Below are 14,700 nucleotides of genomic sequence, written 5' to 3'. Positions count from 1 at the left end.
ACAAAAAGGGGACGGAGGGGATTAAGTCGCTTCTGGCACTTTCGAAATCCACGCATGGCGTGGATCTACTGTCACCTCGACCGGGTAGACTCCGGCCATGCGCTTCATTGAGACTTTCCAGGCAGGTCCCTTCGCCGACACCGTGGTCAGCCTGCTGGCCGCCTTCGTGCTGGGTACGTTGATCGGTGCCGAGCGCCAGTACCGGCAACGCACCGCCGGCCTGCGCACCAACGTGCTGGTGGCGGTCGGCGCCGCCGCCTTCGTCGACCTGGGCATGCGCATCGCCGGCAGTGCCGAGGCGGTGCGGGTGATCTCCTACGTGGTCTCCGGTGTCGGCTTCCTCGGCGCCGGCGTGATCATGAAGGAAGGCATGAACGTGCGTGGCCTGAACACCGCCGCCACCCTGTGATGCTCTGCAGCGGTCGGCAGCTGCACCGGCGCGGACATGCTGGCCGAAGGCGTGCTGCTGACCGTGTTGATCATCGCCGGCAACACCCTGCTGCGGCCGTTGGTGAATGCCATCAACCGCATTCCGATCAACGAGGCAGCGACCGAAGCCACCTACGAGGTGCGCCTGAGCGTGGATGCCGACGCCGTGCCGCGGGTGCGCGAGCGCCTGGTCGATGCGCTGGAAGCGGCGCAGTATCCGGTGGGCGATGTGCAGGTGGTCGAGCATGCCGACGCGCCTACCGATGTGATCGCGGTGCTGGTCAGTACGGCCGTGAGTGCCGATGAACTGGACGTGGTGCTGGCACGGATGGAGCAGGTGCCGGGCGTGCTGCATGCCACGTGGGAAGTCAGTACCCGCGATTGATTCAACCGCCCATCCGCTGCTGTGCGCGCAACAGTTTCCGGAACGAACCGCACTTGCGGGCATCCTCCGCCTGCGGGCAGGCCGCTGCGCGCTGCAGGTGCCGGCGCACCCGCTGCAACCGGGTGATCTGCCGCTGCAGCACCTCGGCTTGTGCCAGCAGTGCCTCGCGGTCGAGTGAGATGCACCCCTGCTGCGACGGCAGCGATGCACCGATCTGCTGCAGCGACAGCCCGGCCGCCTGGCCCAGGCCGATCAGCGCCAGCCGTTCCAGCACCTGCGCGTCGTACTGCCGGCGCAGGCCGCGGCGCCCCAGCGCCTGCAGCAACCCCAGCTGTTCGTAGTAGCGCAGGGTCGAGGCCGGCACGCCACTGCGCTTGACCACCTCGCCGATATCCAGTTCGCGCACGGGCTTGACCTCAAGTGACCTTCAAGCACCAAGCTATGGGCAACTACCCGGCGAGGCAAGGCCATGGCAAGCACATCTCCCATTGATCAGAACGCCCTGTGGAACGGCCCTGGCGGCCAGGCGTGGGTTGCGCAACAGGCTGTTCTTGACGGCCTGTTCCAGCCGATGGCTGACCTGCTGGTCACCGAACTTCCTGAGACCGTTACCGAACTGCTCGACATCGGCTGCGGCACCGGCGCCAGCCTGCTGGCCGCGGCCGCAGCGCGTCCCGCGGCACATTGCACCGGCCTGGACATCTCCGCGCCGATGCTGGCGCTGGCCCATCAGCGCGCCAAGGCGGCAGGACTGGACGCGGACTTCATCGTGGCAGACGCGCAGCGCCATCCGCTGCCGCCCGCGCACTTCGACTGGATCCAGTCGCGGCTGGGCGTCATGTTCTTCGAGGACAGCCAGGCCGCGTTCGCCAACCTGCATCGTGCCAGGACACCGGGCGCTGGGCTGCGCTTCATCGCGTGGCGCAGTGCCGGGGAGAATCCGTTCATGACCACCGCCGAGCGCGCCATTGGCGATGAACTGGATCTTCCGCCCCGCGTACCCGGCGCACCGGGACAGTTCGCTTTTGCCGATGGCGAGCGCGTGCAGCGCCTGTTGCAGGCCGCCGGCTGGAATGACGTGGAAGTGGTTGCGGTGGACCTGCCCTGTTCGCTCGCCCGCGAAGACCTGCCGACCTATGTTGGTCACCTGGGACCGTTGGGACTGGCCCTGCGATCGATGCCGGAAGCCCGCGCCGCAGTGCTTCGCGAAAAAGCACTGGCCGCATTCGCGCCGTTCATCGAAGGTGACCGCGTTCGCGTGGATGCCGCCTGTTGGTTGATCCGCGCCCACGCTTGAAAAAAGGGGACGGAGGGGATTAAGTCGCATATGCCCCGGTTGTGCCGGAAACGACTTAATCCCCTCCGTCCCTTTTTTTGCTAGAGGGCCTCGCCGGCGTCGGCCAGGCGCGATTCGATCAGGGCGTACCACTGCTGCAGCACGTCGATCAGCATGTCCAGCTCGGCATCGGTGCGCTGTGCGCGGCCACTGCGCAGGCAGGCCTGGGCTTCCTGCAGCTGGGCCAGGAACCCGGCCACGGTATCGGCCTGCAGGATCAGGCCCGGCAGGCGCCGCCCGGGGATACGCACCACGGCATGGTTGCCGAGCTGGCCATACACGCTGAGCGTAGCTTCCGTCTTCATGGAGAGGGGCAGGAATTGGGCATTCATCGCGTGCACCGTTTGGAAACCTGAGCCGCAGGCAGGCGTGGACGACGGGGGAGACGTTGCCACGCCTGCCGGCGGTCAGGGGGGACTCGGGATGCCGGGGCATCGCCCCGGCGCAGGAAGGTCAACGTGGCTGTGCCATCCCGGCGATCTGCACGCGCCGGTTCGGCGCCAGGCAGGCAATCAGCTCGCGCCGGTTGCGCTGCTCGCACTGCACGATCGGCTCGGCCGCACCGCGTCCTTCGGCACTGATGCTGGCTGCAGGCACGCCCCCCTGCACCAGCGCGTTGCGCACGGCATCGGCGCGGCGCTGCGACAGTGCCTGGTTGTAGCTGGCGCTGCCAATGCGGTCGGTGTAGCCGGTTACCTTGATCGACTGCACCTGCGCGGCCTCGCGTACCTGCGCCAGGATGCCCTGCACCGCCTGCTGGCCTTCGGCGCTGAGTACCGCGCTGTCGAATCCGAACAGCGCGTCGGCCGACAGCCGCAGGGGCTGCTCCGGCAGCGGTGCCGGTGCCAGCGGCGCTGGTGGCCGCGGCGGTTCGAGCACGGCCGCGCACGACTCCGGCTTCCAATAACCGCCCTGCGCGATGCCCTTGCTGTCGAAGCGCACCTGGAACTGGCAGGTGAAGTACTCCGCGCCCTGCGCGGTGCGGAAGTTGAACAGGTAGTTCCACTCGCGCACGCCCCACATGCCTTCATTGAAGTGCGGTGTGCCCAGCAGCGTGTACAGCTGCCGCTTGCTCATGCCCGGCGCGAAGCGGCGCAGGTCGGCGACGTCGGGATAGATGCCTTCCTTCAGCGAGGCCTTGGAGGCCTCCGGGAAGTGCACGGCGGTAGCTTCGGCAGGACCGTCGGCGGCCGGCGCATGGCTGCGGCAGGCGGCCAGCAGGCCCATCCCCAGGATCAGGCCCAGCGTGGCGGCACATTGGCCGGCGCGGGCGATGCGATGCTGTTTCATGTCGTTCCCCCCTGTAGACGTTTCCGCGATGCCGGGCCGCGGGTGCGGCCCGGCGGCGGGGATCACCACTGGATGCCGGCACCGACGGCCACACCGGCCTCGCCACGGCTGTTGGTCGAACCGCTGAACTTGTAGATCCAGCGGCCGCCTTCGGAGACACCGGAGATACCGACCGCCACGCCCGATTCGCCGTTGTAGCTGCCGGCGGCGATCGAGGCCATGCTGCGGCCCGCCTCGCTCGGCTGCGGCAGCGCTGCGGTGGCCATCGCCGAAGCGATACCGGCCGAAGCACGATTGTCGGTCTTGCGCAGGTCGCGCTCGAAGCCCCCCATGCGCTCGTCGGTGTAGGCCTTGGACCAGTCCAGGGTCTGCGCCATGCCCGACTTCAGCTGGTCGACGTTGACGGCATCGGTGCCAGCAGTACCGGCGGCGACGTTGCGCACCGTGGTCGGGCCGCTGCTGGTGCTGCCCAGGGTGACACTGTTGTAGTTGGTCGCGCCGTTCACCGTGGTGTCGTAGCGGATCGTGCCCTGCTGCGAAGCCTGCAGCTGGCGCACGTTGACCGCATCGGTGGCCTGCGAGCCGTCTGCCACGTTGACCACCTGGCGTTCGGCACCGGCGGCACCGACAGAGACCGTGTTGGCCCTGTTCGCGACCGAACCCGCACCCAATGCCACCGAGTTGTCGGCCTGCGCCTGCGAACCATTGCCCAGCGCGGTCGAGTTGGCACCGGCGGCGGTGGAGCCTGCGCCGCCGGCGGCCGAATTGGCGCCGCTGGCGGACGGGTCGGCCAGGTTGTTGGTGTTGTTGGCGCGGAAGCTGCCGGCCACGTTGGTGATGTTCTGGATCTTCTGGTCGGTGTACTTCTTCGACTCGTCGATGGCGTAGTTCACGCCGTTCTTCAGTTGGCCGACATTGGTCGCGTCATGGGTGTCCGAGCCATCGGCTACGTGGGTGATCTTGCGTTCGCTGCCACTGCTGCCGACCGAGACCTCACCGGCCGAATTGCTGGCACCGGTCTGCCCGTAGGCGCCGGTGTAGCCGCTCTGTGCACCGACGCTGGCGACCGAACCGGCACCCAGCGCCACGCTGTTGCCGGCACTGCTGCTGGCACCGTTGCCGACCGCCACGCTGTTCGCACCGGCTGCGCTGGCCTGCGGGCCGACCGCCACCGCTTCCGCACCTGCCGCGGTGGCTGCGGCCGCCGTTGAGTTGACCGCCAGGTACGCACTGCCACCACCGCCATTGGTGATGCGCTGGTTGAGGACCTTCAGCGAGCCGTCGACAGCGGTGAAGGCGGCGGTGACGTTGTTGTAGTCGCCGCTGGTGAAGGTGCCATCGGTGGCGATGCTGGAGATGCTGAACGTCGGCGCGGTCCACGCGTTGGTGGTGCCGTTGTAGGCGGTGGTGCCGCCGAAGTAGGTGGCGATGGTGCTGTTCGTGCTGAACAGCTGGTCGCCCGTGATGGCATCACTGCTGCCAGCCAGGATGCTGCCGGCGGCGACGTTGGTGATCTTCACCGCGCCGGTGCCGGTACCCGTCAGCGTCACGCTGTTGAGCACGTTGCCACTGCCATCGACGTCGTACTTCACGGCCAGCTTGTCGATCTCGCCGGTCTGGTCGGCAACGTTGGCCAGCGAGTTGCTGACGGCATCGAACGCGGTGCCAACATCGTTGTAGCTGCCCTTGGTCACGGTGCCGTTGGCGGCGACGTTGTTGATCGAGTAGGTCGGTGCGGTCAGTACGCCGTTGGCATCGACCGCGGCACCACCGCCCAGATGGGTGGCTACCGCCTGGTTGGCGGCAAACAGCTGGGCACCATTGATGGCCTCACTGCTGGTGGCACTGACCTGGCCCGGGCCAAGGTTGCGCAGCGTGGTTGCCGTGCCGGTCTGGCCCAGCGTGGCGCTGGCGTAGTTGACACTGCCATCGGCGTTGAGGTCATAGCGCAGCGCGCCCTGTTCCGATGCCTGCAGCTGGCCAACATTGACCGCGTCGGTCGCAGCAGTACCGGCCGCCATGTTGGTGACCTGGCGCTCGGCACCGGCCGCACCGATGGACACGCTGTTGGCACGGTCAGCCAGGCTGCCGGCACCCACCGCGATACTGTTGGCGGCAGTGGCGCGGGCGTTGGTACCGACCGCGATCGAGTCGGCGCCGGTGGCCAGCGCCTCGGTACCGGTCGAGTTCACCCGCAGGTACTTGGTGCCACCGTTGCGGATGTCGGTGATCTGCGTATTGAGGTTGACCAGCGAGCCATCGACTGCGGCGAAGGCATCGGTGGCATTCTCATACAGGCCCTTGGCGATGGCACCGCCAGTGGAGATCGTGCTGATCTCGAACAACGGTGCAGTAAAGATGCCGCTGGCCGGATCGAAAGCCGCACGACCACCGAAGAAACTGGCGATGGCACTGTTGGTAGCCGCCAGCTGGCCGCCGTTGACCGCCTCCAGGCTACCGGCGGTGACCGCGCCGGCGGCAAGATTGCCGATGGTGGTGGTGCCGGTGCCTGCGCCGAGCGTGACCCGGCGATAGTTCGGGTTGCCCGAGCCGTCCAGGTCATAGGTGACCGCTGCGGAGGCCACATCGTCGATCAGACTGATGGCGCCCTTCAGCTGGGCCACGTTGACAGCATCGGTATTGGCGCTGCCCGCGGCAAGGTTGGTGATCTGGCGCTCGCCGCCACCGGCCGTGCCCACCGACACTTCGCCGGCCGAGACCTGGGGTGCGGTGAGGCCGTACGCGCTGTAGCTGGCCTGAGCGCCGCGCAGTGCAGCGGAGCGGTAACCCAGCGCGACCGAGTTGGCCTGGTTCGAAGTGGCTTCGGCACCCAGCAGGGTCTGTCCGTTGGCGGTGCCCACGGCACTGTCACCGACGACGACCGAGTGGCCCATGCGGGCGGCATAGTCGGCCGTCGGCACGCCGGTCGGATTGCTGGGATCGTTCACGCCATCGCCGGGGAAGGCGACATTGGCATCGACCTTCGGCAGTTCATGGCGTGCATTGGCACCGATCACCACTTCCTTGGACCCGTTGGCGAAGGCGCCATCGCCCATCAACACCTGGTAGTCCTGTGCCGCGTTGACCGCCCAGCAGGAAATATCGGCCAGCGCGATGTCCAGGCACTTGGCCGCCCACGCCGGCGAGTCGGTTGGCAGAAGGAGGCCCAGCAGGCCACCGGGATTGCCGTTGTTGATGTTGTAGATGTAACTGTCGGAAGTCACGCCACCGATCAGGGTCAGGTGCGAGCTGCCGCCCGTGGCTGCGCCGCCCAGGCCATTGAGCGTGCTGCCGACCGGCGACAGGTTGACCACCGGCAGGCCCAGCACATTGACCGTCGAATAGGTCTGCATGACGTTGGCGTTGCTGAGCTTGAGATTGCCGTTGCTCAGGTAGCCGTTGCCGCCGAACAGGCTGGTGGTGGTCGGCCCGATCAGCTGGCCGACATTGCCGACCAGGCCACCGGTGCCGATGATCAGGCCAGCATTCGGGTCGGCCGGCGCGGGCGCCTTCGGACTGGTTGGCGGAATCGCCGAGGGTTGGGTCAGGCCGAGGCTGCCCAGCGTGCCTCCCACCAGGCCACCCACGGCGCTGCCCAGGTTGCCGACGGTGCCATTGAGATTGCCGTTGAGCAGGTTGCCCACCGCGCTTCCGACACTGCCCAGCGTGCTGCCCAACACGCCGCCCAGGTCGCCGGTGGGGCTGCCGGTGGTGCCGTTGAGAATGCCGCCCACGGCGCTGCCGACCTGGCCAACGGTGCCGTTCAGTGCGCCGCCCACTGCACTTCCAACGGTACCGACAGTGCCGTTCAGAGCACCGTCCACTGCGCCGCCGACCTGGCCGACGGTGCCGTTCAGAGCACCACCCACTGCACTGCCGACGGTACCGACAGTACCGTTCAGAGCGCCACCGACTGCACCGACGGTGTTGTTGAGCGTGCCACCCACGGCGCCGCCAACCTGGCCGACGGTGCCGTTCAGTGCGCCGCCCACTGCACTTCCAACGGTACCGACAGTACCGTTCAGAGCACCGCCAACTGCGCCACCGACTGCGCCAACCGTGTTGTTGAGCGTGCCGCCCACGGCGCTGCCGACCTGGCCGGCGGTGCCGTTCAGTGCGCCGCCCACTGCACTTCCAACGGTACCGACAGTGCCGTTCAGAGCACCGTCCACTGCGCCGCCGACTGCGCCTACCGTGTTGTTGAGCGTGCCACCCACGGCGCCGCCGACCTGGCCGACGGTGCCGTTCAGTGCGCCGCCCACTGCACTTCCAACGGTACCGACAGTACCGTTCAGAGCACCGCCAACTGCGCCACCGACTGCGCCCACCGTGTTGTTGAGCGTGCCTCCCACTGCGCCGCCAACCGTGCCGACTGTGCCGTTCAGCGGGCCACCCACCGCGCTACCAACTGCACCCGCGGCACTGTGAAGCGTCCCACTGACAGCACCCACCGCACCACCCACCAGGTTGCCGACGCCCAGTGCGCTGTGCTGCGCCGCGACGGTCGCCTGTCCGGCCAGCTTCAGGTTGCGATCGGCCACTACCTCCTGGCCGTCCGGCGCCTGCACGCGCACCTTGCCGGCGACGCCGGCATCGAACGCGGCGCTGATGGCACGATCATGGGTTTCACCCGGCAGCTCCTCCTTGGCCGGCAGCGTGACTGCCGCCGTCGCCCGGGCCTGGCCCTGCCCTTCGATGTGATGGCCAGCGACCGCCAGATGCGTGTCGGCCTTGCCGTCGACGGTGGCTTTCAGCCCAGGCAGTGATCCGGCGGCTGCACCGCTGAGGCCGGCGGCCGCCCGGGCACCCGTATCGATCGAAGCGACCTGGCGGCCAGCGATGCCGACCTTGGCCCTGGCGCGCGCATCGGCAGCGACGCCCAGCGGCGCCTGGGCGCCGGGCGCAACGTGCGCAGCCAGCGATGCATCCACCTGTGCCGCCCTGGCCGCAGCGTTGCCCACCCCAACATTGGCGCGGACATCAGCCGCCAGCGCCGGCACGGCCACTTGCTTCGGCACGGTGTTAGCTGCCAGCTTCACCTGCACGGTGGCCGGCAACACGTCAGGTACCAGCGGCAGCGACGTGGTATTCAACTGCAGGCCCAGACGAGCATCCGCACTGATTGCGGGGCTGTTCTGCGCCTGCCGCGCGGCGGCAGCCAGGGCCACCTCCGCGTCAACCTTGACCGGCATCGGCTGCGCATACTTTGCCGCGAGTGCTTGCAGGTCACGCAGCGATTGATTGGTTTCCGAGGCCCCAGCGTGACCGCTGGCCAGCGCACACAGCAGTGCCAGCGTCAGGGCCGTGGGCATCAGCAGGAAGGCGCGCGGATCGCGTGCGGCGCTGCCGCCGCTGTCGCCGGTGGCCAGTTCCGAGGCCACAACCAGAGCATTGAGCTGGCGGTTCCATACACGCCGGTAGATGCGGTTCATGAGCATTTCCCCCGTAGGCGAACAACTGGAATGTCTGTGGACTTGCCGCTAGGCAGGTGACTGACATTTCAGCGGTTGCAACGAGGGCGGTGCACTTCAATCCGGCACGGCAATCGCGCATTCCGGCAAATCCACGGCCGGAATCGGCAGCCGGCTATGCATAAGCGGCAACACGATCGGCAAGCGGATACGCAATTCCGGCATAAACACCGCAAAAACCCTTGCCGGGCCTGGATCAGGCCGGTTGGCCGATCTGCGCGGGTGCGCGCATCAGGGTGTCGCGCGGCAGTTCGCCGAATACCTTGCGGTAGTTGTCAGCGAAGCGCGACAGGTCCCACAGCCCGCAGCTCAGGGCGATCGCCTTGACCGAGCGACGGCTGGAGTCTGCCATCGACAGGCTGCGGCAGGCCGCGCACAGGCGCAGCATTGAGAGGTAGCGGTTCGGCGAGGTTCCAAACAGGTCCTCGAACGCATAGCGCAGGCCGCGCTCGCTGACGCCGGCGGCATCGCAGATCTCGTTCATGTAGATGTTGCGACGCAGGTTGAGCCGCATGAAGTTCTCTGCACGCTGCGCGATCAGATAATGCGTGCGCCGCGCACGGGTGCAGCCTGGGCGATCCGCCGCACCGGCGCCCAGCAGGGCCTGCACATGCTCATGCAGCAGGTTCTCGGTTTCATCCGGCTGCAGCCCTGCCCCCTGTCCCAGCTGCAGGTGCAGCTGCTGGTAATGGCGCGCCAGCGGCGTGGCGTCGCTGGCCAGGTTGAACAGCGAAAGTGCCTGGCCGGCAGGTGGCGTGCTGCGCAGGCTCAGTTCGGTCAGCTTGCGCTGGACGCGGGCCACCGGCACCAGCATCAGGGTCATGTGCGTGCCCGGGCTCAGGGTGAACTCACTGATGCCCTCCGGCATGATCGTCAGCGCCATGCCCGGCGTGAGCGGCACGCCGTGGCACCAGCTCATCGTTTCATCGGTGGCGTGCAGGTACCCCAGCATCGCCCAGTCCGGCGGCAGCATGAAACGGCCACGGCAATGGAAGCCGCAGCTGATGCTGCAGAACAGGGCTTCCTCGTGCACGCGCGAAGCGAACGCCGCCCGTGGCCCGTTGCCATCCAGCAGCAGCAGTTCGACATCACAGACGCGAAGCACGCCGCTCAGCGTGGCCAGGTCTATGGACCGAAGGCCGCTGTCGTCGCTGTCCTCTACCCCACCATCGACCATGACAGTGTTGTCCCCCCGTTGATCCGCCATCCGCTGCGGCCCCCACTGCCTGACAGGGCGCGCAACGATCCAGAATCCATTTCTGTTGCCACGCCGGCAGCACCGGCGTCGATGCGATCGTACAAATCAATGCAAGAGCTTGAATGCGAGTATGCCCAATAATCGGCAAAGGTAAACCCGCGGCCCGGCATGATGAAAATGGATACACAAGTGAAGAAAATGTCGGAGCGGCTGGCACGGTTTTCGCATGGACCACAAAGCGAATCACATTATCTGCACGACAATGAATCGTTTTGCGTGCGAACGGATTTTCGTCACAGAAACCATCTGAAATTTTCAGGCTTCCGGGGTTTCTGCCGAATTTGCATATAGGTTCCGGTTGCAGCCAACCGCCATTCAGGCAAAGTCGACATTACGGTGATCCGGCCATCTGGCCGCACCCAGGGGGACAGCATGACCACGCACGCATCACTGGATGCCTCGACCACCGGCCCCGGGCCGTCCGGTCGCGACCGTGCGGCCGATGTCCCGCCTGGAAACGATCACCCTGCTTGAGCACAGCGGGCCAGTCCCGCCATGCCTCCTCCGCCAGGACGCGCGGAGGCCCACGGACGATCCCGGCGGAGCCGGGCCACCGCCCAACGCAGGTGTACTGCATCCGCAGACAGGTAGAGGGAGACATTGGTCATGAACGCATCGATCCGCAAATTCCTGAAGGAAGAAGACGGCGTCACCGCGCTCGAGTACGGGCTGCTGGCTGCCGTCATCGCTGGCGTCCTGATTGCGGTCGGCAACGACCAGATCAAGGGGTTCTTCGAAACGCTGTTCAAGAACCTCTCCGCACTGGCCACCAAGGCGTCGGGCTCGACGACCTGAGCGGCGACCGCGCGCGGCCGGCAGGGCCGCGACGGCGGGGCGCATGGAACCAGGCGAAGACCGTCCAGTGACGGACGATGGAGTGTGCGATGACAGTGCTGGGATTGTTGGCCATCGGCGTCTGCCTGCGGATCGCGATCAGTGATCTGTATGCCCGTCGGGTGCCCAACACCTGGCTGGTCGCCGCATGCGTGATCGCCACTGCGGTGATCGTGGTCGGCCAGTTCAGTGCGCCGCGCCAGCCGTGGCTGCCCCACCTGGCCGGCGCGGCGATCGGCCTGTTGGCGCTGCTGCCGTTCCATGCCCTGCGCTGGATGGGCGCCGGGGACGTGAAGTTCTTCGCCGTGGTGGGCCTGATGCTGGGCTGGCAGGCGCTGCTGCCGGTCTGGCTGGTAGCGAGCCTCGCGGCTGGGTTGCATGCCGTGCTGGTGCTGGCCGGTCGCCGCCTGGGCGTGCTGCTGCCCGGTCACCTGCAGATGCAGGTCAATCGCACCAGCACGCAGTGGCAAGCGCATCCGGTGCTGCGTGACATGCAGGCCGCCCGCCAGGGACGACGTGGCATTCCCTATGCAGCCTACCTGGCACTGGCCGCCATCGGCTGGGTGCTGGCCAGCATCTACGGAGGTGCACCATGAACATCCGCAGCCCACGCCTGCAACGCGGTGTCGCCAGCATCGAGTTCGCCCTGATGCTGATGCTCGGCCTGTTGCCGCTGCTGCTGTTCACCTTCTCCGGGGTGATGATCATGGCGGCGCAACAGACCCTGGCCACCGCCTCGGCCGAAGGCGCGCGCGCCTCGCTGCGCTACGGCACCGCCAGCGAACGACGCACAGCCGCCTGCGTCGCCGCACGCACCTCGATGCAATGGTTGCTGCAGTTTTCCAGGCAGAACGTTGACTGCAGCGCGGGGGGCAGCAACGCCATCGTGGTGTCGGCACAGGCGCCCTGCGCCGGTCTGGCCACGGCCCAGTGCATGACCGTGACGGTCAGCTACGACTACGCCAACCATCCCTTCCTGCCCGGCACCGCCACGCTCTACAAGTGGGTGATGCAGGCCCCCATCCGCAGCGTCGCGGTCGCGCAGCTCGATCTCGGCAGCGGCAATTGATGATCGGTACTTTGGAGACGGTTCCATGCTCAAGTTGACCCGCATCGCTGCCGTCGCCCTGATCGGCCTGGCCGTGCTGCTGGCGCTGATCGCCTTCATGATCGGGCGCAAACCCGCCGCACCTGCAACGGTCGCGCCAGTCGCTCACAACGAGGCCCAGGCGATCACCGTGGTCGAAGCCGTGGCACGCCTGCCTGCGGGCGAGCCGATCAGCGCCAACGGCCTGCGCCTGGCCCAGCGCACCTCACCCGTCCCCGGCGCCGCTACCAGCATTGCCGCCGTGACCGGCAAGGTGCCGGTGCAGGACATTGCCGAAGGCAGTGTGATCAACGGCAGCGCGTTGGCTCAGGGCTTCTCGCTGCAGCTGCGGCCGGGCGAGCGTGCCCTGGCCGTGCCCGTGGACGAACTGGTCGGTGCCGGCAACCGCATCCTTCCCGGTGATTTCGTCGACGTCTTCCTCAACCTCCGCAACGCCCAGCCCAACATCAACAGCCCTGGCGAAGCCGCGCAGACGCGCCTGCTGCTGTCGCGCCTGCGCGTCCTGAGCTACGGCCAGCAGGACATCGTGCCGGTGGCCACAGAGACTACTTCCAACAGCGAGGCCGACTCCCGCAACGACCCGCGCGCTGCCGACATCACCGGAAGTGGCAGCACGCACAGCAACAGCAATGAAGCGCCGCAACCCGCACGCAGCGCGGTGCTTGCGGTACCGGTGGCCGACGCCAACCGGCTGCTGCTGGGTGCGCAGCAGGGCAAGCTTTTCCTGGCCCTGCGCAATCCCGCCGATACCGGCCTGCCCGACCTGGCGTTGTTCCCGCAATCGCGCGGAGTGATCGACCCGCTGCGTGGGCTCGACGCCGAACAGCAGCTCGCCCTGCAGCGGCCGGAGAACCACGCTTTTGCCGGTATCGACAGCGACGCGCTGGCCGGACGTGGCAGTGCACCGCAACGCGGCACCCCGGATTCACCGTCGCGCGCGCCGGCGCCACGTCGCAGTGCACCGCGCGCGTCGGGGATCGAGATCATCCGCGGCGACAGTTCAGCATCCCGTGCCTCCCTTTGACCTGCATCGAGTGCATCCATGACCGAACGTCGCCGCCGTCCACGCCTCTCCCTCCGCCAGCGCTGGCTGGCCCTGCTGCTGGTGCTGCTGGCGCCGGCAACGAGCGTGGCCGCCGATGACCTGGTGCTGCAGGCGCGCGAGCAGCGTCCCTGGAACCTGCCGGCCGACCTGGAGCGGGTGGCCATTGCCGACCCGGGTGTGGCCGACATCGTGATGCTGCGCGGGCAGCGCCAGGCGCTGCTGGTCGGCAAGATGCCCGGTACCACCACCCTGCTGCTGTGGCACCGCAGACAGGCCGAGCCACAGCGGTTGACGGTACGGGTGCAGAGCGCCGTACAGGGCGCTGCCAGCACCGGCGGTACCGGGCTGGTGTTCACCCAGCAGGACCAGCAGGGCCTCCTGCAGGGAAGCACCGACAGCATGCTCACGCACATGCAGGAACAGCGCACTGCGGCGATGGCGCTGGGCAAGGACGGCATGCTTGCCGATGCGTCCACCATCAACAGTGGGGGCGTGGTCCAGGTCGAGGTCAAGGTGGTCGAGTTCAACAAGACCGCGATGAAGCAGATCGGCATCAACTTCCAGAACCGCAATGGCGGCTTCGCCTATGGCTTCGCGAGGCCCGGCACTGGCCTGCCCGGCAATACCGGCCTGCTGCCCGGCATGAAGGAAGGCAACAGCAGCAACGAGGCCGTGTCGCCGATTTCCTCGGCGTTCCGGCTGGTGTTCGGCTCGACCAAGGGACTGTGGAACGCCGATGTCGAACTGCTGCAGAGCAATGGCATGGCGCGCGTGCTGGCCGAGCCGACGCTGGTGGCACTGTCCGGCCAGAGCGCCAGCTTCCTGGCCGGTGGCGAGCTGCCGATCCTGGAGCCGCAGGGGCTTGGCACCACCACCATCACCTACAAGCCCTTCGGCATCGGCCTGACCGTGACCCCAACGGTACTGGCGCCGAACCGGATCGCGCTGAAGGTGGCGCCGGAGGCGAGCGACCTGGACTACAGCAACGCGATCGTGCTCAACAACGTGCAGATTCCCTCGATCACCACCCGTCGCGCCGATACCACGGTCGAGCTGGGCGATGGCGAGAGCTTCGTCATCGGTGGCCTGGTCAGCTCCAACATCGTCTCCAACGTGAACAAGATTCCACTGCTGGGCGACCTGCCGATCATTGGTTCGTTCTTCCGCAACTTCGACTACAAGCGCCAGGACAAGGAGCTGGTGATCATCGTCACCCCGCGTCTGGTGCAGCCGCTGGCACGCAACACCGAACTGCCGCTGCCTGGCGAGCGCGAAGCCAAGCCGCATCTTCCCGAATGGGGGGCGTGGTTGCTGGGGCCGGTCAGCCAGGACCCGGTGCCCGGCTTCTCGCGCTGACTTCCATGACGCCTGCGGAACCACGCCCATGCCCTACGCCACCGCCCAGCCGCTGCATCCGCAAGGACCGCCGATGAACCTGGTCCTGTACGGCATCGACCGCGAACTGCTGCCCCGGCTGGCCGCCAAGCTGCCGCCGACCACCACCCTGCACTGGCAGGACAGCAGTGGGGGGGCGGCGGGGGGGG

At 67.4% G+C, this 14,700-nt stretch carries 11 protein-coding genes and 1 pseudogene; 7 read left to right on the top strand and 5 right to left on the bottom strand.

Annotation, left to right across the window (positions count from 1 at the left end; all coding sequences use genetic code 11):
• Nucleotides 1-97: 97 nt before the first annotated feature.
• Nucleotides 98-814, top strand: a pseudogene (locus ACM0O9_RS04185) (MgtC/SapB family protein).
• A gap of 1 nt (nucleotide 815) precedes the next feature.
• Here ACM0O9_RS04185 and ACM0O9_RS04180 read toward each other — a convergent pair.
• Nucleotides 816-1,220, bottom strand: coding sequence for a MerR family transcriptional regulator (locus ACM0O9_RS04180; protein ID WP_005416971.1), 405 nt, complete (start codon nucleotides 1,218-1,220; stop codon nucleotides 816-818).
• A gap of 63 nt (nucleotides 1,221-1,283) precedes the next feature.
• On the opposite strand from ACM0O9_RS04180, the gene ACM0O9_RS04175 reads away from it, so the two are divergent.
• A complete protein-coding gene (locus ACM0O9_RS04175) occupies nucleotides 1,284-2,111 on the top strand; it encodes a class I SAM-dependent methyltransferase (RefSeq protein WP_005416972.1) in 828 nt (275 codons plus the stop codon).
• A gap of 80 nt (nucleotides 2,112-2,191) precedes the next feature.
• On the opposite strand, the gene ACM0O9_RS04170 is transcribed toward ACM0O9_RS04175, so the two are convergent.
• The 4 genes from ACM0O9_RS04170 to ACM0O9_RS04155 form a co-directional block, all read right to left on the bottom strand.
• Nucleotides 2,192-2,455: a DUF6959 family protein gene (locus ACM0O9_RS04170; RefSeq protein WP_223224455.1), complete on the bottom strand. Its 264-nt coding sequence runs from the start codon at nucleotides 2,453-2,455 to the stop codon at nucleotides 2,192-2,194.
• Nucleotides 2,456-2,603: 148 nt separating this feature from the next.
• On the bottom strand, nucleotides 2,604-3,440 hold the full coding sequence (locus ACM0O9_RS04165; RefSeq protein WP_005416976.1) for an OmpA family protein: 837 nt from the start codon (nucleotides 3,438-3,440) through the stop codon (nucleotides 2,604-2,606).
• Between the two features lie 62 nt (nucleotides 3,441-3,502).
• Nucleotides 3,503-8,872 (bottom strand): ESPR-type extended signal peptide-containing protein, encoded by a 5,370-nt coding sequence (locus ACM0O9_RS04160; RefSeq protein ID WP_414604084.1) that lies wholly within the window; start codon nucleotides 8,870-8,872, stop codon nucleotides 3,503-3,505.
• Between the two features lie 235 nt (nucleotides 8,873-9,107).
• A complete protein-coding gene (locus tag ACM0O9_RS04155) occupies nucleotides 9,108-10,088 on the bottom strand; it encodes an AraC family transcriptional regulator (RefSeq protein ID WP_053500175.1) in 981 nt (326 codons plus the stop codon).
• Between the two features lie 687 nt (nucleotides 10,089-10,775).
• Between ACM0O9_RS04155 and ACM0O9_RS04150 the strand changes: the two genes are divergently transcribed.
• The 5 genes from ACM0O9_RS04150 to ACM0O9_RS04130 all read left to right on the top strand — a co-directional run bounded on the left by ACM0O9_RS04150 (nucleotide 10,776) and on the right by ACM0O9_RS04130 (nucleotide 14,512).
• A complete protein-coding gene (locus ACM0O9_RS04150; protein WP_005416979.1) occupies nucleotides 10,776-10,964 on the top strand; it encodes a Flp family type IVb pilin in 189 nt (62 codons plus the stop codon).
• Nucleotides 10,965-11,053: 89 nt separating this feature from the next.
• Nucleotides 11,054-11,599, top strand: coding sequence for an A24 family peptidase (locus ACM0O9_RS04145; RefSeq protein ID WP_065185730.1), 546 nt, complete (start codon nucleotides 11,054-11,056; stop codon nucleotides 11,597-11,599).
• Nucleotides 11,596-12,072, top strand: a complete 477-nt coding sequence (locus tag ACM0O9_RS04140; protein ID WP_005416981.1) for a TadE/TadG family type IV pilus assembly protein — start codon at nucleotides 11,596-11,598, stop codon at nucleotides 12,070-12,072. Before ACM0O9_RS04145 ends, ACM0O9_RS04140 begins: the two co-directional genes overlap by 4 nt.
• A 25-nt stretch (nucleotides 12,073-12,097) precedes the next feature.
• Nucleotides 12,098-13,135, top strand: coding sequence for a Flp pilus assembly protein CpaB (cpaB, locus tag ACM0O9_RS04135; protein ID WP_065178476.1), 1,038 nt, complete (start codon nucleotides 12,098-12,100; stop codon nucleotides 13,133-13,135).
• Nucleotides 13,136-13,153: 18 nt separating this feature from the next.
• Entirely contained in the window at nucleotides 13,154-14,512 is a 1,359-nt protein-coding gene (locus tag ACM0O9_RS04130) for a type II and III secretion system protein family protein (protein ID WP_279946370.1), read from the top strand.
• Nucleotides 14,513-14,700: the final 188 nt, after the last annotated feature.

The sequence above is a fragment of the Stenotrophomonas sp. FR012 genome, from assembly GCF_047520565.2.
In the GTDB taxonomy this organism is placed as follows: Bacteria; Pseudomonadota; Gammaproteobacteria; order Xanthomonadales; family Xanthomonadaceae; genus Stenotrophomonas; species Stenotrophomonas sepilia.
Note: the sequence above shows the minus strand (reverse complement) of the source record. Positions and strands in the feature narration are given on the sequence as shown.

Bases quoted from the DNA above. Each gene is read 5' to 3' on its own strand.
- ACM0O9_RS04175 (WP_005416972.1), top strand. From the start codon at position 1,284: ATGGCAAGCACATCTCCCATTGATCAGAACGCCCTGTGGAACGGCCCT.
- ACM0O9_RS04170 (WP_223224455.1), bottom strand. From the start codon at position 2,455: ATGAAGACGGAAGCTACGCTCAGCGTGTATGGCCAGCTCGGCAACCAT.
- ACM0O9_RS04165 (WP_005416976.1), bottom strand. From the start codon at position 3,440: ATGAAACAGCATCGCATCGCCCGCGCCGGCCAATGTGCCGCCACGCTG.
- ACM0O9_RS04160 (WP_414604084.1), bottom strand. From the start codon at position 8,872: ATGAACCGCATCTACCGGCGTGTATGGAACCGCCAGCTCAATGCTCTG.
- ACM0O9_RS04155 (WP_053500175.1), bottom strand. From the start codon at position 10,088: ATGGTCGATGGTGGGGTAGAGGACAGCGACGACAGCGGCCTTCGGTCC.
- ACM0O9_RS04150 (WP_005416979.1), top strand. From the start codon at position 10,776: ATGAACGCATCGATCCGCAAATTCCTGAAGGAAGAAGACGGCGTCACC.
- ACM0O9_RS04145 (WP_065185730.1), top strand. From the start codon at position 11,054: ATGACAGTGCTGGGATTGTTGGCCATCGGCGTCTGCCTGCGGATCGCG.
- ACM0O9_RS04140 (WP_005416981.1), top strand. From the start codon at position 11,596: ATGAACATCCGCAGCCCACGCCTGCAACGCGGTGTCGCCAGCATCGAG.
- cpaB (WP_065178476.1), top strand. From the start codon at position 12,098: ATGCTCAAGTTGACCCGCATCGCTGCCGTCGCCCTGATCGGCCTGGCC.
- ACM0O9_RS04130 (WP_279946370.1), top strand. From the start codon at position 13,154: ATGACCGAACGTCGCCGCCGTCCACGCCTCTCCCTCCGCCAGCGCTGG.